The 20428-nt window shown below is 62.4% G+C and carries 17 protein-coding genes and 1 pseudogene; 6 read left to right on the top strand and 12 right to left on the bottom strand.

Annotated features, from left to right (window positions below; all coding sequences use genetic code 11):
- Positions 1-64: 64 nt before the first annotated feature.
- The gene (locus tag QMG80_RS02140) at positions 65-715 is read right to left on the bottom strand and encodes a response regulator transcription factor (protein ID WP_245300163.1); all 651 of its coding nucleotides are present in this window, start codon (positions 713-715) and stop codon (positions 65-67) included.
- Positions 716-1546: 831 nt separating this feature from the next.
- Between QMG80_RS02140 and QMG80_RS02135 the strand changes: the two are divergent.
- Positions 1547-2899 (top strand): annotated as a pseudogene (locus tag QMG80_RS02135) (alpha,alpha-trehalose-phosphate synthase (UDP-forming)); the annotation flags it as partial.
- A 98-nt stretch (positions 2900-2997) separates the two neighbouring features.
- Here QMG80_RS02135 and QMG80_RS02130 read toward each other — a convergent pair.
- A complete protein-coding gene (locus QMG80_RS02130) occupies positions 2998-4530 on the bottom strand; it encodes an MFS transporter (protein WP_085771319.1) in 1533 nt (510 codons plus the stop codon).
- Between the two features lie 54 nt (positions 4531-4584).
- The gene (locus QMG80_RS02125) at positions 4585-5046 is read right to left on the bottom strand and encodes a response regulator (RefSeq protein WP_085771318.1); all 462 of its coding nucleotides are present in this window, start codon (positions 5044-5046) and stop codon (positions 4585-4587) included.
- A gap of 120 nt (positions 5047-5166) precedes the next feature.
- On the opposite strand from QMG80_RS02125, the gene QMG80_RS02120 reads away from it, so the two are divergent.
- On the top strand, positions 5167-6324 hold the full coding sequence (locus tag QMG80_RS02120; protein WP_245300255.1) for a sensor histidine kinase: 1158 nt from the start codon (positions 5167-5169) through the stop codon (positions 6322-6324).
- 50 nt (positions 6325-6374) lie between these two features.
- On the opposite strand, the gene QMG80_RS02115 is transcribed toward QMG80_RS02120, so the two are convergent.
- From QMG80_RS02115 to QMG80_RS02105, 3 genes are all read right to left on the bottom strand, one after another.
- Positions 6375-7400 carry a class I fructose-bisphosphate aldolase gene (locus QMG80_RS02115; RefSeq protein WP_085773615.1) on the bottom strand — a complete coding sequence of 342 codons (1026 nt, stop codon included), beginning with the start codon at positions 7398-7400 and terminating at the stop codon, positions 6375-6377.
- A gap of 127 nt (positions 7401-7527) precedes the next feature.
- The gene (locus QMG80_RS02110) at positions 7528-7920 is read right to left on the bottom strand and encodes a DUF4383 domain-containing protein (protein WP_085771316.1); all 393 of its coding nucleotides are present in this window, start codon (positions 7918-7920) and stop codon (positions 7528-7530) included.
- A gap of 153 nt (positions 7921-8073) precedes the next feature.
- A complete protein-coding gene (locus QMG80_RS02105; RefSeq protein WP_085771315.1) occupies positions 8074-9264 on the bottom strand; it encodes an NADH-quinone oxidoreductase subunit D in 1191 nt (396 codons plus the stop codon).
- A 234-nt stretch (positions 9265-9498) separates the two neighbouring features.
- Here QMG80_RS02105 and QMG80_RS02100 point away from each other — a divergent pair, with 234 nt between their 5' ends.
- Positions 9499-10017 carry a cupin domain-containing protein gene (locus QMG80_RS02100; RefSeq protein ID WP_085773614.1) on the top strand — a complete coding sequence of 173 codons (519 nt, stop codon included), beginning with the start codon at positions 9499-9501 and terminating at the stop codon, positions 10015-10017.
- 75 nt (positions 10018-10092) lie between these two features.
- On the opposite strand, the gene QMG80_RS02095 is transcribed toward QMG80_RS02100, so the two are convergent.
- Positions 10093-10389: a hypothetical protein gene (locus QMG80_RS02095; RefSeq protein ID WP_085771314.1), complete on the bottom strand. Its 297-nt coding sequence runs from the start codon at positions 10387-10389 to the stop codon at positions 10093-10095.
- Between the two features lie 187 nt (positions 10390-10576).
- Between QMG80_RS02095 and QMG80_RS02090 the strand changes: the two genes are divergently transcribed.
- Complete coding sequence (locus QMG80_RS02090) at positions 10577-12514, top strand: aconitate hydratase (protein ID WP_085771313.1); 1938 nt, start codon at positions 10577-10579, stop codon at positions 12512-12514.
- 69 nt (positions 12515-12583) lie between these two features.
- Here QMG80_RS02090 and QMG80_RS02085 read toward each other — a convergent pair whose 3' ends face one another.
- The 5 genes from QMG80_RS02085 to amaB form a co-directional block, all read right to left on the bottom strand.
- On the bottom strand, positions 12584-12958 hold the full coding sequence (locus tag QMG80_RS02085; RefSeq protein ID WP_085771312.1) for a PRC-barrel domain-containing protein: 375 nt from the start codon (positions 12956-12958) through the stop codon (positions 12584-12586).
- Between the two features lie 200 nt (positions 12959-13158).
- On the bottom strand, positions 13159-14415 hold the full coding sequence (locus QMG80_RS02080) for an aminotransferase class I/II-fold pyridoxal phosphate-dependent enzyme (protein ID WP_085771311.1): 1257 nt from the start codon (positions 14413-14415) through the stop codon (positions 13159-13161).
- The gene (locus QMG80_RS02075; RefSeq protein ID WP_085771310.1) at positions 14393-15382 is read right to left on the bottom strand and encodes an NAD-dependent epimerase/dehydratase family protein; all 990 of its coding nucleotides are present in this window, start codon (positions 15380-15382) and stop codon (positions 14393-14395) included. Before QMG80_RS02075 ends, QMG80_RS02080 begins: the two co-directional genes overlap by 23 nt.
- Positions 15383-15438: 56 nt before the next feature.
- Entirely contained in the window at positions 15439-16860 is a 1422-nt protein-coding gene (gene hglS, locus QMG80_RS02070; protein WP_085771309.1) for a 2-oxoadipate dioxygenase/decarboxylase HglS, read from the bottom strand.
- A 105-nt stretch (positions 16861-16965) separates the two neighbouring features.
- Complete coding sequence (amaB, locus tag QMG80_RS02065; protein ID WP_085771308.1) at positions 16966-18498, bottom strand: L-piperidine-6-carboxylate dehydrogenase; 1533 nt, start codon at positions 18496-18498, stop codon at positions 16966-16968.
- A 151-nt stretch (positions 18499-18649) separates the two neighbouring features.
- On the opposite strand from amaB, the gene rocD reads away from it, so the two are divergent.
- Both rocD and QMG80_RS02055 read left to right on the top strand, forming a co-directional pair.
- Entirely contained in the window at positions 18650-19891 is a 1242-nt protein-coding gene (gene rocD, locus QMG80_RS02060; protein ID WP_085771307.1) for an ornithine--oxo-acid transaminase, read from the top strand.
- Between the two features lie 39 nt (positions 19892-19930).
- The gene (locus tag QMG80_RS02055) at positions 19931-20404 is read left to right on the top strand and encodes a ferritin-like domain-containing protein (protein ID WP_085771306.1); all 474 of its coding nucleotides are present in this window, start codon (positions 19931-19933) and stop codon (positions 20402-20404) included.
- Positions 20405-20428 lie beyond the last annotated feature (24 nt).

Genomic DNA, 20428 nt, shown 5'->3' with positions numbered 1-20428 from the left:
AGAGGAAGTTATTCTTGATAGAAACGGGGATGAAATCTCGCGAGCCAGCGGCGGCGCGCGTCTGCTAGGGGCTGCCGTTAAGACTGTCCTTTTCGGCGATCAAGGCCATGCGCACGAGCGCGGAAAGGCTTCCCGCCTCGGTTTTCTTCATGATATTGGCGCGATGGACTTCGACGGTCCGCTGGCTGATGCCCAGCTCCGCCGCGATCGCCTTGTTAGTTTTTCCTTTGATCAGCTCTTCAAGCACTCCCTTTTCCCTCGCGCTCAGACTCGAAAGGCTCCGGCGAACCGCTTGCGTTGTGGCGACGCTCTCCCCCTTTTCAGACACGCCCTCGAGAGCCTGCCGAATCGTAAGGATCAAGGCTGCGGGGTCGAAGGGTTTTTCGAGAAGATCGATCGCCCCTTGCTTCATCGCAGAAACGGCGAGCGCAACATCGGCGTAAGCCGTTATAACGATGACCGGGAGGTTCAGACCCCTTTTCTTCAATCCTTCAATCAGCTCGACGCCGTTCAGGCCCGGCAGGCGCACATCCGTCACGACAATGCCTGTGTCGCTCGGTCCGACCGCCTCCAGGAATTCTTCGGCTGAAGTATATGTTTTCGCCTCAAAGCCCTCAATCGACAACAGGAAGCGCACCGAACCGAGAACAGCGGCGTCATCGTCGATGACATGCACAATTTGCTTGCGGTCGGCGCTCTCTCGCCCCGTCGCCAAACTTTCTGACGCGCGAGGCTTTGCATCGTCGAAAGCTTTCTCAGCTGAGCGACGCGGGGCCTCGGGTTCTCGAGCTTCTTCTGTTGTGCTCGTTATCATCATAACCTCTGTTATGCTTGCTATCATCATAATCTTAAATTTCCGGACTATCTGCGCAAAGACTCCCGCCTCGCTCAAGCAGCCCGCTCACACATATACGTACATAATACACAATTGCTCTGGCCCGACAATCAGCCCCATGACTCCGTCTTATTGCAGCGGAGTAGGTAGAAACCCCAATGGCGCAAACTCCTTGAGATTAATATTCTATTAAGGAAGGGGCGCCCTGAAAGGCTGAATCGTGATTAGCGTCCGAGAGTGCGCAAAACTCGCAGGACTCGCCGGGCGCGAAATATGCCTGGGCGTCAGCCCGAACGCTAGGCAGCACCTGCTGCAATCTTGCTATCTTCTGAACCTATGGAGAGGCCCTAAGGCTGTTCGAAAACTTATTGTAGCCGACATTCGTCGTTGGATCGAAATGGGAGCGCCTGACCGCGCCGCCGATGCATTTCTGGTGTTGAGACAATTTCTTTCCGACTTCCCCGGGGCAGGCGCAGAGACGGCGCTTGCGAGCCTGTTCGAAGTCGCGCTTCGACCCGGATCTCAGGAATTGGGCCGCCGCCGCAACCAAAGCCGTTCCCGTCGACGCGCTTTCAAGCCGATGAGCCGTCTTGGACCGCTTGGCGGAAGCCCGCAGAATTGCGATCTCCCGCTGGAGCTGCCCGAGCCGGCCGCCCGCAAGCCGTTGTACGGCGGGAATCAGCGAGACGGCGCCGTCGCCCGTCTGGGAGAATGAACATGAATCGGCTGGTCGTGGTGTCGAATCGGGTCGCTGATCCGGGGTGCCCCGCCTCGGGCGGCTTGGCGGTTTGCATTCTCGACAGTTTGAGGGATCGCGGCGGCGTCTGGTTCGGCTGGAATGGCGACATCGTCGCCTCCGAGGCGGACATCGGGGTCGCCTGCCGACGCGACGGCAAGGTCACCTTTGTCACCATGCCGATCTCCGAGCGCGACTATAAGGAGCACTATCTGGGCTTTTGCAATGGAGCGCTTTGGCCGGTGCATCACTACCGGCTGGATCTTGCGCGTTTCACTCCGGAAAACCGCGACGCCTACAGAAGAGTCAACAGTCGATTTGCCGACGCGCTCGCTCCTCTCCTAAACCTCGACGATCTCATCTGGGTTCACGACTATCATCTGATCCCCTTCGCCGCGGAGCTCCGCGCGCGCCAGATCGAAAATCGCATCGGCTTCTTCTTGCACATTCCGTTCCCGCCGCCGGACATGCTCGTAGCGGTGCCTGAGCACGAATGGCTCATGGAGGCGATGCTCGCCTATGACGTCGTGGGTTTTCAAACGCGGACCGACCAGGCGAATTTTTGCCGCTTCCTGTGCGAGGCGATGGGCGGTGAAATGCTCACGCCGGACGTCGTGCGCGTCGGGGGGCGTGTTGTCAGGGCGAGCGTGTTTCCAGCCGGCGTTTGCGTCGATTCTTTCTCCGCAATGGCGCAGCATCCCGAGGCCGAAAGGCGGATCCAGTGGCTGCATCGACGCGGCGAGCCGCGCGTCAACATCATCGGGGTGGATCGCCTCGACTACACGAAGGGTTTGCCGGACAGGTTCCGTTCCTTCAAGCGCTTGTTGGAGCTTCATCCGGAGAACTGTAAGGCCGTCACCTTGATGCAGATCGCGCCGCCGTCGCGCGAGGAGGTCAAGGCTTACGCCGATATTCGCCATGAGTTGGAAGCGCTCTCGGGCGAGATCAACGGACAGTTTGGCGATTTCGACTGGACGCCAGTTCGCTACGTGCACCGCAATGTTCCGCGGGACACTCTTGCGGCGCTCTATCGCGGCAGTCAAATCGGTCTGGTGACCCCCTTACGCGACGGCATGAATCTCGTCGCGAAGGAGTATATCGCCGCCCAGGACGAGAAGAATCCTGGCGTGCTGGTGCTGTCTCGTTTCGCAGGCGCGGCCGAAGACTTGGAAGAGGCGCTCGTCGTCAATCCCTATGACGCGGATGAGGTGGCGCAGGCCATGCAGCGCGCCATATTGATGCCGAAGCAGGAGAAGATCGAGCGGCACGCCGCGCTGCTCGCTCGCGTGCGCGAGCGTGACGCGCGCAATTGGATGAGCAGCTTCTTGCAAGCTCTCGAGGCGCCCGCCTTGCCCTTGGCCGCCTCACGCCTCCCGCCCGTCCCGACATTCGACGTGATGCAGCCCTGGGTGGCGCTTCCAGCGCCTCAATCGTCGACCGCGCCGAGCGGCCGGCAGACCGCTTCAAGAGCTTTCCGCTCGGCCGCTATGCCCCAGGCCCATTCGATCAAGCCCGCGGCGATCATCAGCCCCGCGCCGAGAGCGTAGCCCTCGAAAACCCGCGCCCGGTTTCCGGTTCCGATCAGCGTTCCCAACAGCCAAGGGCTCACGGCTCCGCCCAGGAGTGTTCCGAGCGCATAGAAAACGGCGATCGCCATGGCGCGGATCTCGAGTGGAAAGGTCTCGCTGACGGTAAGATAGGCGGAGCTTGCGGCCGCCGAGGCGAAGAAGAACACGGCCATCCAGCCGATCGTCTGCTGCTCCGCCGTTAGAAGCCCCTTTTGAAACAGATATCCGACGCCGAGGAGCAGCAAGCCGGAAATGACATAGGTCGCGGTGATCATGATCCGGCGCCCCAGGGTGTCGAATAACCTCCCGAGCAACAGGGGGCCTAAGAAATTGCCTGCGGCCAAGGCCAGCAGGTGCCATCCAAGCTGAGTGGCGTCGAGGCCATAGAAGTCGGTCAAGACCAAGGCATAGGTGAAGAACACCGAGTTGTAGAGGAAGGCCTGAGAGGCCATGAGCGCGAGGCCGACCATCGTGCGGCGCGGGTAAAGCCGGAACATCGCGCGATAGATCTCGGTGAGCGGCGTGAAGCCGCGGTTGCGCAGCTTGATCCTTGGGAGGCGATCGAGCTCCTCCGGCGAAAGCCGGCGAGACGACTGGCTTTCAATCTGGCCGACAATCTCCTCGGCTTCGCTGGCGTGGCCGTGCAGCATCAGCCAGCGCGGGCTCTCCGGGATCCATCTGCGTAGGAGAAGAATGAGCAGCCCGAGCGCGGCGCCGATCATGAACGCCAATCGCCAACCGAGCCAGGGCTGGATCACCGCCGGGTTGAGCAGAAAAATCGACGCGCCCGCGCCCACCGCCGCGCCCAACCAAAAACTCCCGTTGATCACGAGGTCGGTCCAGCCGCGCAGTCGAGCCGGTATGAGCTCCTGGATCGCTGAATTGACCGCGGCGTATTCGCCGCCGATGCCGCACCCGACGATGAAGCGAAACAGCGTGTAGCTCCCGCCGCTCCAAGCCACGCCCGTCGCCGCCGTCCCCGCGAGATAGACGGCCAAGGTGATGAAGAACAGCTTTCGTCGCCCGAGCCTGTCGGTCATCCACCCGAAGGCGAGCGCGCCGAGGACGGCTCCGCAAAGATAGGCGGCGCCCGCCAGACCGACTTCCGAGGCGGTCAGGCCGAGCCCGACGCTTTGCGTAAGAACCCCGGCCACGGCTCCGGCCAAGGTCACCTCGAGCCCGTCAAGAATCCAGGTCACGCCGAGAGCGACAACGACCAGGCTGTGAAAGCGGCTCCACGGCAATGCGTCGAGCCGCGCGGGCACATTGGTTTCAACAAGCGTCGCCTGCGCCTCCGCCCGCCGGCGCGGCTCGCTTCCGACAGGCTCATGGAGCCGACCGAGGGACCGAGGAGCAGGATCGCCAGAATCGTTTAGATCGAGCGGCGGCATCTCGCACCCCGGCTGTCCCGCTACACGCCGCTCCGGCTCCCGGTGGCCACGGCGTCAGCTGGCTTGAAGGCGATTCGTCTGAGCGACGCAGCAGGCTGCGATGATCTCTCCCGCGATCGCCACCAAAGCTTCGGCGTCATTGGGTTTGACGTAGACCTTGTCGGCGCCGGCGCGCATCGCCTCCTCATGAATTGCGATCGATGTCGTCGTCGTCAGCACAAAAATTGGCAGATCCTTCAGTAGAAAAGACTGGCGTAATGCTTTTAGGAACTTGACGCCGCCAAGACGAGGCATGTTGAGATCAAGAACGATGGCGTCGGGAAGTTTATCCGTGAGGTCCTCCTTCGACACTTGATAGAGTCCTTCGAGTCCGTTCTCGACGTGGTCGCACTCGATATCGATCTCCAGCTTGTTACGAACACAATCCATGGCGCGCTCCAACAGAAACACGTCATCCTCGTCATCCTCGACCAGCAGGAGTCGACACAACCTTTGCCCGCTCGGAGCTGGCGCCATATGATCCCTCTTTCCTCACAACCGCGCGAGCGGCGAAGCGCCCTCGACGCTGGAAACGGCTTGCTGACCGTTCACTTAGCGCCCACTTAGAACCTGAAAGCAGGAGGACAAGGGTTGACGGTGGACCTTCTCAAAGAGGACGACGAGCTGTTTCGTCTGACGATCGAGGCAGCGCCGGCGGCGATTATTGTAGCCGATGTTGAAGGCCGCATCCGCTTCGCCAACGCCGAAGCCGTGCGCGTGTTCGGCTACGAGGCGACCGAGCTCGTGGGAATGCCTCTAAACTCGCTCATTCCCCAAAATCTGCGCAATCACCACACCCAACTGCATCGTGACTTTTTCCGCAATCCGAGCAAGCGCGCCATGGGTCTCGGCCGCGATCTACGCGCCGTCAGGCGGGGAGGAACGGAATTTCCGGTTGAGATCGGACTGACGCCGATCGAGACAGTGAGCGAAACTTTCGTGCTTGCGACGGTGCTCGACATCAGCGCGCGGCGGGAGGCCGAAGCCGCCCTCGCGCGCCGCGCCTCGGAATTGGAGCGGGCGAACGAGCGCCTGGCGCAGTTCGCCTATGTCGCTTCGCACGACCTGCAAGAACCTCTGCGCAAGATTGCGGCTTTTGCGGATTTTCTCGACCAGGCGATCGAAAAGTCCGATCGCGGCGAAATGTCTCGCGCGAAGGATGTGATTCGCTCATCGGCGTTGCGAGCTCGTGAACTCGTCGACGATCTCTTGTTCTATTCCAGGACGATCAACGACGTGGTGACATTCGACGCGCTCGACCTCAGAGACGAAATCAATCTCGCCCTCGAGGACTTGTCGCAGTTGATCAGCGAGACCGGCTCTGAAATCGACAACCGCGCGCCGCATCTGAAATTTGAAGCCGACCGGATGCAGTTTGCTAGCCTGATGCAGAATATTGTGTCCAACGCGATCAAATATCGTAAGCCCGGTGAGACCGCCAAAGTGCTTATCCTCGTCGATCCCTTGGAAGAAGGCGGCGCCAGGATTTCAATCGTCGACAACGGAATCGGGTTTGAAACGAAATACGCCACAATGGTGTTCGAGCCATTCAAGCGGCTGCATTCGAACGCCAAATATCCGGGGACCGGGATTGGGCTCGCCATTTGCAAGTCGATCGCGGATCGTCATGGCTGGAGCTTGTCGATCGAGTCCGAGCCCGGCAAGGGAGCGACATTCTTCATTACGATCCCAAGGCTCACGAACGGATCGCGACAGGAGGAGCCGCGGGCCAAAGACCCGGGCGATAAAGCGTAGGAGGACGCGCTCTTCTCCTCGCCGCCCGAGCGCAGCAGCACGCGGCGACGTCAAGCTGCCTCCTCTTGCTTTTCCGTCCAGCGGCCCTGCGAAGCCAGCGCGTTCATCCGGGCGCGGTGCGTGAACGCCGCTTGCGCGGCCTTGACGTTTTCGGGCTTTCCCGCCCAGCACTTGAGCGCTGAGGTTTGCAAGGCCCGGCCGTAGCTGAAGGTGAGGGCCCAGGGCCCGCGAATCCGATTGATGGCGTCGAGATTTGCCGTGGCCTCGACATCCGACTGCCCGCCGGAAAGGAAGGCGACGCCGGGAACCGCGATCGGAACGGTTCGCCGCAGGACTCTCAGCGTCGCTTCCGCGACTTGTTCGGGCGGCGCTCGGCGCGCGCATTTTTTGCCCGCAACGACCATGTTGGGCTTGAGCGCCATTCCCTCGAGAAAAACGCGGGCCTCGTAGAGCGCGGCGAAGACGCGATTGAGCACGAACTCGGTGACTTCGGCGCAACGCTCAATGTCGTGATCCCCGTCCATCAGGACCTCAGGCTCGACGATCGGCGCGAGATTCGCGTCTTGGCAATGGGCCGCATATCGCGCCAGGGCCCGTGCGTTCGCTTCGACTGCATATTCCGTTGGAACGCCTGTATCCTGGTTGATGTCGATCACGGCGCGCCATTTGGCGAAACGCGCCCCCAAGCCGTAATAATTCATGAGCCGGTCGTGCAGCCCGTCGAGACCTTCCGTGATGGTTTCTCCGGGGAAGTTGGGGAGCGGCCTCGCGCCCAAGTCCACCTTTATGCCTGGAATCGCCCCTGCCGCCTCGATCAGCTTGACGAGCGGCGCGCCATCGCTCGCCGACTGCCTGATGGTTTCGTCAAAGAGAATGACGCCGGATATATATTGTCTTAGCGCGTCCTTCGATCGAAACAGCAGCTCGCGATAGTCGCGACGAGTCTCCTCCGTCGATCCGACGCCAATGGCCGCAAAGCGCTTCGCAATCGTTCCGCCGCTCTCGTCGGCGGCAAAAATCCCTCTGCCCTCGGCCACCAAAGCTTTCGCCGTTCGAGCTAGATGATCTTTGTCCATCATGGTCTCGCCCTTGTCGCTCTCCGCGCGCCCAACAGTTTCCAAATCACGCCGCCTCATGCGCAAAACGCAACGCGATCCAAACTCGATTGGCCCCGACGCTCGACGCGGGAAGGCCGGCCCGCGATTACGTTTGGGCGGAAGACAGCCTTTCCTCTATCGGAGCCAGGAATCCCACCAGAAGGAGCACGAAGGCCAAGCCGGCGTGCAGCCATCGATCGGCCAGGCTCAACTCGAAGCCCTTGATCATGTCCGCATCGGGAAAGGCGAACCCCACAACCGCGCTGATCGCATAGAGAAGGGCGACGCCACGCAGTGTCGTGATCGGCGCGCCTAGGAGCGCGCTGGCCAGGAACAGAGCGCCCGTGGCGAGATGCGCGTAGTTTTGCAGATCATTCACCGTAAAGAAGCCATCGACCGAAACGAAGGCGTTCGGGGTGAAGCCCAGCGCTCCCAAGAGCAAGAAGAGGAGGCCGAAGAATTGCGCCAAGAGGTCGGCGTTCCAGCGCGACTCGATCATCCGGTTGCTCCCGTCGGATTCGGCTGCGCCGTCCGCACTCGCCTGGATGTGAGCCCCGACGCAATCCAGCACATTGCGCCTCTGGCGGCGTTTTCCATCCCTCGGGATCCACCGCGCGACCTGTGGAAAGTACGCGGCGCAGGAAGCGCAGGCTCAACGGTCGATCTCGCCGAAAACGACGTCGAGCGATCCTATGATCGCGGACGCGTCGGCGAGCATGTGGCCTTGGGAAAGCCGCTCCATCGCTTGCAAATGCGCGAAGGAAGGCGCTCTGATTTTGCAGCGGTATGGCTTATTGGCGCCTCCGGAGACGAGGTAGACGCCGAATTCCCCTTTGGGCGCCTCGACCGCGGCGTAGACTTCGCCAGCCGGCACGCGAAACCCTTCCGTGTATAGCTTGAAGGACTCGATCAAGGCTTCCATCGAGCGCTTCATCTGGCGTCGCGTGGGCGGCGCGATCTTATGGTTTTCGATCATGACCGGCCCCGCTCCTTCCGAAGACCGCAGCTTCGCAAGGCATTGCCGCATGATCCGAACCGACTGCCGCATCTCCGCCATGCGCACGCAATAGCGATCGTAGCAGTCCCCATGCTTTCCTACCGGAATGTCGAAGTCGAGATCTTCGTAGCATTCGTAAGGCTGCGCTTTACGCAAATCCCAGGCGGCTCCGCAGGCGCGAATCATGACGCCCGAGAAACCCCACGCCCATGCTTGCGCCAGAGGGATCGTTCCGATGTCCGCGTTGCGCTGCTTGAAGATGCGGTTGTCCGTGAGCAAAACTTCCAGGTCGTCGCAAGCTTGAAGGAAAGGATCGCAAAAGGCTTCGATATCGTCGAGGAGCTCGGGCGGAAGATCCTGGTGAACCCCGCCGATGCGAAAGTAATTGGCGTGCAATCGCGCTCCCGATGCGCGCTCATAGAACACCATGAGCTTCTCGCGCTGCTCGAATCCCCAAAGATTGGGCGAGAGCGCGCCGACGTCGGAAGCCTGCGTCGTGATGTTAAGCAGATGCGAGAGCAGTCGCCCAATCTCGCAATAGAGAACGCGAATGAGCCGGGCCCGCGCTGGCACGTCCAGTCGCAGGAGCTTTTCCGCCGCGAGGCAGAACGCATGCTCCTGATTCATCGGCGCGACATAATCGAGCCGGTCGAAATAGGGTAAGGCCTGTAGATAGGTCTTATCCTCGATCAGCTTTTCAGTGCCGCGGTGCAGAAAGCCGACATGCGGATCCGCTCGCCGAACGACCTCCCCGTCGAGCTCGAGAATGAGACGAAGCACCCCGTGCGCCGCAGGATGCACGGGGCCGAAATTGATCTCGAAATTTCTCAACATCGAGCTTTCCATCTTTTGTCTCCTCCAAGAGCCTCTGGCGGTGGCGACAGGGCTTCCATCGCCAGGCCCAGGACAACAGGCGCTCAAGCTCGCGAAACACGCGGCATTCCTAGGGAAATTCGCTCCAACGGGGAACGGCGCGACATGACTCGCGCTCTATATGTCGCACGCGAGGAAACTAAATAGTCGCCGCGGCGCGTTGGGTTGCGGACCGCGCCGAAGGCGCCTCAGGCGAAGGAGATGCAAATGAAGGCCGTCTTCATCGGAGCTTTGATCGGGCCGCTTCTCAGCTCTTCGCCCGTGAAGGCTGCAGACGCGATCGACACGCACAAGGTTTTCCTGCCGCAAGAGATCCAATGGGCGACGACTCCGCCCAGCCTGCCTTCGGGAGCGGAGGTGGCGGTGCTTCACGGCGATCCAGAAAAGCCTGGCATGTTCGTGCTGCGCCTGAAATTGCCAAAGGGCTATAAGATCGCGCCGCACATGCACAACCAGTCAGAGAACCTCACGGTGATTTCCGGGAGCCTGAGGCTAGGGCTTGGACCGGCCGCTGACCGCGCTTCTGTGGAAACGCTTCCTGCGGGCAGCTTCTCCTCGATGCCGCACGGGGTCGTGCACTACGCCCTTGTCAACGAGGATTCGGTTGTTCAGATTTCCGGCAGCGGTCCCTGGAATATTGAATACGTCAATCCCAAAGACGACCCGCGATTGAACGGCGCTCCAGAGCCGACACAAAACGAGCTCTATTCTTCACGGTCACGATAAGCGCGCCGTGCGCTCTACGAGACGCGCGCGGAGCCCAGAGTGGGGGTCCGCGCCAGCGTGGACGGGATCGCGGTCCTAACGGTCCGTTTTCGACTGCCCGACCTCCGACGCGAATCTCGCGAAGGAGAAGGCATGGCCCTCTTCCGCTGCTTTCAGCGCCTGTCTCAAGAAACGGGCGGGAAAGCAGATCGCGTCAACATTGGCGTCTCTCAACTCCGTTGGCCGACGAACGTCGCAGGCGAGGGCCGTTTCAACTCCCGCCAACATCCGATCCAGCTCGTCGTTGCTCAAGACGTCCTTCTCCCTGACCGCCACGAGCAGCGCGGCAAGCACGGCGTATACGCCTTCAAGTTGAAGATTGGCGGTGTTCATGCTGCACCTATGCGGTTTGAGAAAGAGAAGGCGACCGCGAGGGGGCGGCGCGTCTCCTTATCTAATCAACGAGCGCGAGCGGCGCCATCGCGCCATTCACATAAAATCTCCGAAGTCTCTGTCAGCCGAGGGGCCTAATTCTATCTTTGTTGCATCGAATTGCCCCACCAATGCCGGGTCGGCGCACATGGCCCTCAACGTCGCGCAGAAACTCATCAAAGCTCATCTCGTGCGCGGCAGTCTCGCGCCCGGCGAGCCCATCGGCTTGCGCATCGACCAAACTCTCACGCAGGATGCTACGGGCACGCTTGCGATGCTGTCGCTCGAAGCCATGAAGCTCGATCGCGTGAAGACCGAGGTCAGCGTGCAATATGTCGATCACAACCTGTTGCAGGTCGACAACCTCAACGCTGAGGATCATCTTTTTCTAGAAAGCGCCTGCCGCAGGTTTGGACTCTGGTATTCGCCGCCCGGCAACGGAATCAGCCATGTCGTGCACATGGAGCGTTTCGGGCGTCCCGGCAAGAGCTTGCTGGGCTCGGACAGCCACACGCCGGCCGCGGGCGCCTTATGCATGCTCGCGATCGGCGCCGGCGGCCTGGATGTCGCGCTCGCCATGGCGGGCGAGCCTTACGCGATCGCCATGCCGGCGATTCTGGGCGTGGAGCTGATTGGCGAGCTGCCGCCCTGGGTCAGCGCCAAGGACGTCATCCTCGAGTTGTTACGACGGCGCGGCGTCGCCGGCGGCGTCGGCAGGATCATCGAATATCACGGGCAGGGCTTGCGCGCGCTCGACGCGATGGATCGCCATGTGATCGCCAATATGGGCGCGGAATTGGGGGCGACGACCTCCCTATTTCCTTCCGATGAATCAACGCGGCGCTATCTCAATGCGCAAGGCCGGGAGGAAGATTGGAGCGCCATCGCTGCCGATCCCGGATGCGACTACGACGAGTGTGATCTTATCGATCTGTCGAAGCTCGAACCGCTCATCGCCAAGCCGTCGAGCCCGGGAAACGTCGTGCCGGTCAGCGAGATTGCGGGCCTGGAAATCTCCCAGTCCTATATCGGCTCCTCCGCAAATCCGGGATGGCGCGATTTCGCGATCGCGGCGGAGATCGTCAGGGGCCACAGAGTCCCGCCGGACGTGTCCTTTGATGTCAACCCCACCTCGAGACAAGTGCTGCAAGCGCTCATCGCCGACGGCCGGCTTGGGGCGCTTCTGGCCGCGGGCGCGCGCATCCACCAAACCGGATGCAATGGCTGCATCGGCATGGGCCAGGCCCCCGCGATCGGCCGCAACTCGCTGCGCACGACGCCGCGCAATTTTCCGGGCCGCTCAGGGACGGAGGAGGACGCGGTGTTCCTCTGCTCTCCCGAAACCGCCGCGGCTTCGGCGCTCGCCGGGAAGATCGTGGATCCAAGGACGCTTTCCACGCCTTATCCGAGGCTCGTTGAGCCGATGACGCCTGTCTCTTCCTTCATGCTTCTCGAGCAGCCCTGCCCGCTGAGAGAGGCGCGCGAGGTGAAGCTCGTAAAGGGAAGGAATATTCATTCTCTCCCCGAATTCGACGCGCTTCCCGACACGCTCGATCTGCCGATCCTGCTGAAGATGGGCGACAATGTCTCGACCGACGAAATCATGCCTGCAGGCGCCAAGGTGCTGCCCTATCGGTCAAATTTGGAGAAGATCGCGACATTCGCTTTCGCGCGCATCGATCCGACCTATGCGGAGCGAGCCGGTCGTGACGCCGCAAGAGGCCACGCCGTCGTCGGCGGCAAAAACTACGGCCAGGGCTCATCTCGGGAGCATGCGGCTGCCGCGCCGCGCTGCCTCGGGCTCAGGCTCGTGCTCGCCAAGTCTTTTGCCCGCATTCACCGACAGAATTTGATCAACTATGGCGTGCTGCCGCTGCGCTTCGTCGACCCGGCCGACTATGAACGACTGGCGGCCGGGGACGTCTTGCTCGTCTCCCATTTGCGCCGCAGCCTTCAAGAAGGCGGGCCCATCATAATCGAGAGCGGCGGACGCAGAATCGAAACACAGCATGATCTGACGGCGGATCAAATCGAATCCATCTTGGACGGTGGCGTGATCAATCGCCGGCGTCGACACGCTGCTTGACGCAGCCTGCGCCCTGCCGCCGGCATTTTCCGGCGACAAGGCGATTCGAGTCGAAATTGCGCGAGTCGATCAGCCGGCGGCGCCTTCCCCTTCCCAATAAGGCGGAGTCTTGTAGTGCTGATGAACCAGCGATTCCCACTCTCGACTCATCAAGCCGCTGGCTGTGAACTCGGGCGCGGCCTCTAACGCTTCCTCGCTGACGTCCGCGCTGTAGCGATCGTGCTGCCGGTCATACGACAATGACGCCCAGGGCAGCGCGTGGGCGCGGTGGCGCAATCCCATGAAGCCGCCAAAGTCGAGGATCGCATAGCGCACCTGGCCTGAGGTCTTGTCGATGAGGAGGCGATCGATCTTGCCGATCTGCTTGCCGTTTGCATCATAGACAGCGGCGCCTTCGAGATGTTCGCTCGAGATCAGATCGAGCTTCGGATATGCGGTCCCCATTCTTCAACTCCTTTTCAGGTGAGAGTCGATCGATCGCTCGGGCGTCAGTCGAGCTCCCGTCGGCATGCTCAACCGTTCCTTTCGCGAGGAAGAATGCGCCCTGCGCTTGCGATATTAAATGGGCAGGAGCCAGGGGATTGGGAGGTCAGCCCCTTCGCCACTTGCAAGAACGCGTCAGGTTGGAGGGAGCGCTCCATCCGTCAAGGGGCGGCCGAGAGCCCCCCTTCAAGCGCCGAGAGTGCGGCTGAAAGAGCCGCGAGCGCGAAGTCGATGTCTGACTGCGTGTGGTCGGCGCTGATCTGGAAACGAATCTCTTCTTGTCCCTTGGGCACGACAGGATAGGCGAGGCCCGTGGCGAGAACGCCGCCTTTCCGCAGCTCGGCCGTCAAGGCCAGCGTGCGCTGCGAGTCGCGCGTCAGCAGAGGCGCCACGGGGTGCTCGCCCGGCAGCGTCTCGCATCCGAGCTTGAGCAGGCCCGCCTTGAAGCGGGCCGTCATGGCGCGCAAATGCTCGAGCAGAGCCAGGCCTTCCGGACTGTCCAAAATCTCGACCGCGGCGTGAGCGGCGGCGGCCTCTCCGGGAGCGATCGGATTGGAATAGACATAGAGAGGCGAGGTCTCGCGCAAATAGCGGATGACCGTATCCCCTCCAACGACGTAGCCGCCGTTGACGCCGAAAGCCTTGCCTAGCGTCGCGATCAGCAGATCGGCTGGAGCGGAGCTCACATGCTCCTCGACGCCGCGACCGCTCTTTCCCAAAGCGCCGACGCCATGCGAATCGTCGACCACGACGATGGCGCCCTCCGAAAAGGCGTCGTCGTATTTTCGGGTCAGGGCGACGATGCGATCGAGAGGGGCGTGATCGCCGCGCATGCTGAACACGCCGTCCGTGATCACGATCGCTCGCGCATGCTTGGCCGCCGCCCGCTCGAGCGCGCGCTCGAGCTCGCCGAGATCGAGATGCTTGTAGACATGCTTCATCGCGGGTCGCCCGAGCGCGACGGCGTTGATGATGCAGTTGTGGTTGAGCTCGTCGCTGATCACCGCGGCGCCATCGCTTATCAGCGGCGCCACGGTCCCCAATACGGCCGCATAAGCGGAGGAGAACAACATGGCCGCAGGGCGGGCATGGAAGGCCGCCAGCCGCCGCTCGAGATCGACATGCGGCGACCATGTCCCCGCGATGAAGCGCACCGCGCCGGGTCCGACGCCGAAGCGGGCTGCGGCCGCGGCTTCGGCCGCGACGACCTCGGCGCGCGACGCCATGCCGAGATAATTATTGGCGTTCATTCTCAGAAAGAGCCGATCGCCCCCTCCTTCGACGAGATAGCGCGGACCCTCGCCCCCGCGCGCGGGCGCGATCCCGCAAATGACGGTTTCCTTGCCCTTCGCCCGGCCCGATTGGGCCAGCTCGTCAAGCCGCGCCGCGAGCGCTCTACCCAGTTTTTCGTTCTGCATCGCTCGTTCCCCCTGGCGGGCGCGCCTTCGCCGATTGGGCCTGCGCGGCGAGATGGCAAAGCATGTCCTGCGTCATTGCGCTGAGCCCGAAGCGCGGCGCAAAGCCCCAGTCGTCGCGCGCAGCGCTGACGTCGAGCGATTGCGGCCAGGAATCGGCAATGGATTGGCGTAGCGGATCGACGCAGTAATCCAGGATGAATTGCGGCAGGCGTTCGCGAATTTCTGCGGCGAGCTCCGCCGGCGTGACGCTCATCGCGGCGACGTTGTATGCGGTGCGATGCTTGAGCCGCGCCGCGCTCGCTTCCATGAGCTGGATGATCGCCGCCACTGCGTCCGGCATATACATCATGTCGAGACGCGTTTCCGGCGCGAGGAAGCAGGAATAGCCTTCCCCTCGCGCGGCCGCCCGAAGCATCTCCACCGCGTAATCGGTTGTGCCGCCGCCTGGCGGCGCGACGTAAGAAATGAGGCCGGGGAGCCGCAACCCGCGCACGTCGACGCCAAAGCGCGTCGCATAGTAGTCGCACAGAAGCTCCCCGGCCACCTTGGTCACGCCATAGATCGTGACGGGCCGCTGGATGGCGAGTTGCGGTGTGTTGATGCGCGGCGTCGACGGCCCGAATACGGCTATAGAGCTTGGGAAAAAGACGCGGCTTGCCAATTCACGCGCCGCAGTGAGCACATTCTCAAGCGACGCCATATTAAGGCGCCAGGCCTTGCCTGGATCGGATTCGGCGACCGCCGAGAGCACGGCGGCGAGATGATAAATCTCGCCAACCTCATGTCGCAGCATCACGGAGCGGAGCGCTTCTAGATCCGTGCAATCCAAGTGCTCCCACGGGCCCTCCGACACTGCAGCCCCGAGATCGGATGCGATGACGCGCTCGACGCCATAGCGTGAACGTAACGCAGGCACGAGCTCCGAGCCGATCTGACCCCGCGCGCCGGTGACCAAGAGTCGTCGCATTCATCCGTCCTAGAATCGCGCTGGACACGGCGTCGATGGTTCCTTGGAACTTTAGACTATGGCGTCGCTTCCCCGCGCCAACCCCCGGGTTCGATGTGTCGCGGCAGAGCTCGAGGCAGGCCCAGCGCCTTCAGGCTCGCCGCTAGGGAATGGGCCTCGTCTTCGATGTAAAGCGACAACGGGTCGATGACGGCGCAGCCTAAAGCCTCTTCGAAGCTTTGACGGCTGGCGCGGCCGAGAGATTTCGTTTCCCGGCGCTCGGCGAGGTTCGAGCGAAATATGCCCGCGGCGCTGACCGGCAAAAAATCTTCGTAAAGGATGGGCTCAATCGCGAGGCTTCCTTCGGCCAATAGCTTCTCGACCGAGGCGGACGTCTGAAACTCGCCGCGCCGACGGAGGCCTTCGGCTGTGGGCCGGTATCGAAAAAGCGCCAGACCTTTGGCCCAAAGCGCTGCGTAATCGTCCGGGAAGGCCGCGAATTGGCGATCGAGCTCTGGCTCATTGTCCATTGAGTCCCCAGAGCCGATCCCGCGGGCCGCGGCGAGGAGACGATCGTAAAGCGCTCGACCCTCGTTCGTCAGCGCCGCTCCGCGTTGCTCGACCTCGCCAAAGCGCGCGGTGTGCACCGCCTGGCAGCCGCCGGACGAGGCCGGGAAGTCGACCGGCTCCGCCAGGGCTTTGAAGCTCGTTTGGCGCAACAATATCGGACAGCGCCGCTGCGGTGGTCCCTCAATGTTTGCCTTGGGATCGAAGGCTTGCGTACGTAAGGCGCGTTGGACGGCGTCTATGTCGAGTGTCGGCGCGGCCAGGTGATTAATGTGCGGCCCCTTGAAACAAGCGATGTCGGCAAGGAGCGGATGCGCGGCATGCAGCTTGCGGTAGACGTCGAGCGAGACGGTCGCCTCTGGCCGCCAGCGGAATGTTTCGATCCCTTCGCTGACGAATTCCGCCGCCTCTCGCTCGTCGAAACCGCCCGCTTTCTCGAACTGATCGAGCAGCTCGACGCCGCGCTGCGTGACGATGCGTCGCTGCGCGAGAAGGGCCGCGGCCGCGTCGCGCAGCTCGGGTTCAGGAATCAAATCCAAGCGCAGAAGCGAAACGAACATGCGAAAAGGACTGCGTTGGAGAGCCGCTTGCGTGAGAGGCCGAAAGGCGGTCGAGTGAACGGGCAGGCCCGCGACGGACAAGTCGTAGTAGTCGACGGGCGCCATGCCCATGACGGCGAAGAGCCGTCGAAGCAGGACGAGCTCAGACGCGGTCCCGATTCGAACGGCGCCGTGGCGCTCGACGTCGAGGCCCGCGCCCTCGCGGACCGCTTCCTGCTTTGCAAGCTCCGGCTGGGCGGCCAAAGCTTTTTCATTCACGCGGGCGACGAGCTCGGCCATGGCGCGATAACGCGGCATTTCGGCTTTGCACATCTCCGACAGCCGCGCCAAAAATTTCGCCCGGATCGCATCGCCGGAAATGAGAGCGCCCATGGCGCGACACTGCCTCCGTAATCCCTGATAGCTCCCTTCTGGCTAACTAGGGCCGCGCCTCGCTTTGTTGAGATCGCTTTGCCAGGCGGCTCGTTCGGCGTTTGCTCAGAGATCGAATCTGACCCCCTGCGCCAAGGGCAGATCTTTCGAGTAGTTGATGGTGTTGGTCGCACGCCGCATATAGGCCTTCCAAGCGTCGGAGCCGGCCTCGCGTCCGCCGCCGCTGTCCTTTTCACCACCGAACGCGCCGCCGATTTCTGCGCCGGAAGGCCCGATGTTCACATTGGCGATGCCGCAATCCGAGCCTTCCGCGGAGAGAAATTTTTCGGCCTCGCAGAGCTCGTTTGTGAAAATCGAAGAGGCCAGTCCGTGCGCCACGCTGTTGTGCATGTCGAGCGCCTCATCGAGATTCCGATATTTCATGACGAAGAGAATGGGCGCGAAAGTCTCCCGCTGCGCCACGCGCGCCTGCTCGGCAAGCTCCACGAGCGCCGGCGTCACGTAATAGGCGTTCGGAAAGCGCTCGGCCAGGACTCGCTCGCCCCCTGTAACGGCGCCGCCGAGCGTTCGGGCCTCGTCAAGCGTCGCCCGCATCGCTGCATAGGCGGCCTCATCGATCAGCGGTCCGAGGAGCGTTTGGCTCTCGCGCGGATCGCCGACGCGAGCGGAGGCGTAAGCAGCGCGCAAGCGATCGAGCAGCGCCGCATGGATATCCTCGTGCACAATCAGGCGCCGCAGCGACGTGCAACGCTGCCCCGCGGTTCCCATCGCGGCGAAGGCGATGGCGCGCGTGGCCAAGTCCAAGGACGCGGAGGGACAGACAATCGCTGCGTTATTGCCGCCGAGCTCCAGGATCGCTCGCGCGAATCTCTGCGCAAGGCGCGGCGCGACGGCCCGTCCCATCGCCGTAGAGCCAGTGGCGGAAACGAGTTTGACCCGCTCGTCTTCAACAAGGAACGCGCCGACGTCTCTCCCGCCGATCAACACGCTCGCGAGTCCTGCGGGCGCTTCGCCAAAGCGCGCACAGGCGCGCATGAGCAGCGTATGTGTCGCGAGGGCCGTGAGCGGCGTTTTTTCCGAGGGCTTCCACAAGATCGCGTCGCCGCATATCAGCGCGAGCGCCGCATTCCAGGCCCACACCGCCACGGGAAAGTTGAAGCTCGTGATGACGCCGACGACGCCAAGCGGATGCCAGGTCTCCATCATCCGATGCCCCGGACGCTCCGTCGCGATCGTCAGACCGTGCAGCTGACGGGAGAGGCCCACCGCAAAATCACAGATGTCGATCATCTCCTGAATTTCGCCGAGACTCTCGGAGGCGATCTTTCCGGCCTCAAGAGTCACCAGTCGGGCGAGATGCGGTTTCGCCGCGCGCAGCTCTTCGCCAAGGAGACGCACGAGCTCTCCGCGGCGCGGAGCGGGAACGTTGCGCCATGAGCGGAACGCGTCGTCGGCCGCGCCGATCGCCGCCTTGACGTCGGCGACGCCGCTCACCTTCACGCGCCCGATCGCCTCGCCCGTGATGGGCGAATGCGCCCTCAACTCTCCGACCGAGAACAGCGAGGGCTCGACGCCCAGCTCCTGCAGCCATTGTCCCGCTTCGCGCGCGACGTCGCCGATCGCCTCAGAGCTCGCCATCGCGTTCTCCCAACCTCAGCGCGGAAAGATTCTCTCGGCCTTCACCGCGCGCTAACAACACTTACATAATGCAGTGCACGTACTAAGAGACGCGTATCTCGAATTGAGATAAGACTCAGGCTAAGGGGCGAAAAGAGTGGGAGGAGCCTTCATGGGTTTCTCAGGCTTTGACAGCCCGTGCTGCGCAAGGAACTACGACCCGCTGCCGGTCATGCTGACTCGGGGCTCGGGCGCGTATCTCTGGGATGTCGCAGGACGGCGTTACATCGACATGATGAGCGCTTATTCGGCCGTGAGCCTCGGTCATGCGCATCCGCGCATCCTTGCCAAGCTCTCGGAGCAAGCGCATCGGCTCGCTGTGCCGTCGCGCGCTTATTACAACGACCGGCTGGGGCCCTTCCTCGAAGCCTTGTGCATGCTGACCGGCCTGGACGCTGCGCTTCCGATGAACAGCGGCGCCGAAGCTGTGGAAACGGCGATCAAGGCGGCGCGCCGATGGGGCCAAAGGGTCAAGGGCGTCGCATCGCCCGAAATCATCGTTGCCGAGGGCAATTTTCACGGCCGCACCACGACGGTGATCAGCTTCTCCTCCGAGCAGGAATATCGCGATGGCTTCGGACCGTTCACGCCGGGCTTCCGCGCAGTTCCTTTCGGCGATCTCGAGGCGACGCGTGCGGCGATCTCCGAACGGACTGTCGCGGTTCTGGTCGAGCCGATCCAAGGCGAGGCCGGCGTCATCGTGCCGCCACGCGGTTGGCTCGCCGGCCTGCGGCGCCTTTGCGACGAGGCGCGCATCCTGCTCTTGCTCGACGAGATCCAGTCTGGCCTGGGTCGCACCGGCGCCTGGTTCGCCTACCAACATGAAAATGTGCTGCCCGATGGCGTGACGCTGGGCAAGGCGCTGGGCGGCGGGGTGTTGCCAGTCTCCGCCTTCGTCGCGCGGCGCGAGGTCATGGACGTGTTCACGCCGGGATCGCATGGCTCGACCTTCGGCGGCAACGCTCTGGCCGCAGCCGTGGGGCTCGAAGCGCTGAACGTCATTCGCGAGGAGAATCTCGTGGAGCGCAGCCGAACGCTGGGCGCTCACTTGTTCGACCGCTTGCACGCGATCAAAAGCCCTGTGCTTGCTGACGTGCGTGGATTGGGGCTGTGGGCGGGCGCGGAAATTCAGCCTCGCTTCTCGAGCGCACGCACCTTTTGCGAGCGTCTGCTGGAGAAGGGCGTGCTCTCGAGCGCAACGCATCACACCGTCGTCCGTTTGGCGCCGCCTCTCGTCATCTCGAAAGCGGATCTCGATTGGGCGTTGGACCGATTCGAGGAAGTGCTGAGAGAGCTGGAGCGGGCGGGAGCTCAACCGTCTGTCGTTGCGGACGGCGTGCTGGTCGAGCCTTGAGGCGCAACGGGAACGCGCAGTTTGAAGCGGAGCAATGGCATGGGCAAAAAAGAAGCCTCGGCGCATGGCGACGAGAAAATCATCGGCCTGCTCAACCGCATCATGGAGAGTGAATTGGCTGGCGTGGTGCGATACACGCATTATTCTCTGATGGTGTTTGGCTACAATCGCTTGCCGATCATTTCCTGGCTTCGCGGACAGGCCGACGAATCTCTCGCGCATGCGCATGACGCGGGCGAGCTCATCACGCATCTCGGCGGCCATCCCTCGCTCGCGATCGGTCCGCTGCTCGAGACGCACAAGCACGACATCGGCGACATCCTGCGTGAATCGCTGGCGCACGAAGGCTTGGCTCTGCAGCTTTACAAGGATCTTCTGAAGGAAGTGGAAGGCGTGTCGGTGATGCTGGAGGAATATGCGCGAAAGATGGTTCATCTCGAAGAGATGCACCAGGGCGAGGTCAACAAAATGCTGCGCAAGCCGGGCGAGGTCGCCGTGTTTTCCGATCGCTGATGGGGCTGCGGCGGCGCAGAAGGC

The sequence above is a fragment of the Methylocystis bryophila genome, assembly GCF_027925445.1.
GTDB classification, from domain to species: Bacteria; Pseudomonadota; Alphaproteobacteria; order Rhizobiales; family Beijerinckiaceae; genus Methylocystis; species Methylocystis bryophila.
The sequence above is the reverse complement of the archived record's forward strand: the minus strand, read 5'-3'. Positions and strand labels throughout refer to the sequence as shown.